General features: G+C 37.4%; 1 protein-coding gene. It reads right to left on the bottom strand.

Features of this window, described 5'->3' with window-relative positions; translation table 11 throughout:
• Positions 1 to 391, bottom strand: a 391-nt coding sequence (locus ACNPNW_RS16445) for a hypothetical protein (protein WP_448767209.1), incomplete at its 3' end; no start/stop codon positions are given.
• Between the last annotated feature and the right edge of the window lie 42 nt (positions 392 to 433).

The following is a 433-nucleotide window of genomic DNA, read 5'->3' as shown; positions in this document are numbered from 1 at the left end:
CATTCTCTCCCCTCTTTACTGTTGAATTAGTGGCTCCAGAGTTAGATGATGATTTTGAAGGAGGCGCATACGAACTAGGCGATGTTTTATTTTTCTTTTTGAGCTTACATAGTATTCTACCTTCTTCATCAATTTCAATTCCCTTGGTTCGCAGAAAACCCTTAAATCCATGATTAGGGGGATTGAGTTCACATTGAAAAGAATGCTGCTTAGTTGGGGGGCGCGAATTCGAACGGTTATTAGCAAGAAAAAGCTTGCCTAGTGTGCTTTTTCTAACATGAAGTTTTGGTGGAATAGAATTGGAATTAATACATAAGCATTCAGGATGTACCCGATTAGTATGCCAATTTTTAAGTAACTGTAGAAATTTATTCTTTTCATCATCATTCATTTCTGCGTCGCTCTTCAAAGTGTGAATTCTATCATCCACTCT

The sequence above is a fragment of the Acinetobacter endophylla genome, from assembly GCF_053543775.1.
Note: the sequence above shows the minus strand (reverse complement) of the source record. Positions and strands in the feature narration are given on the sequence as shown.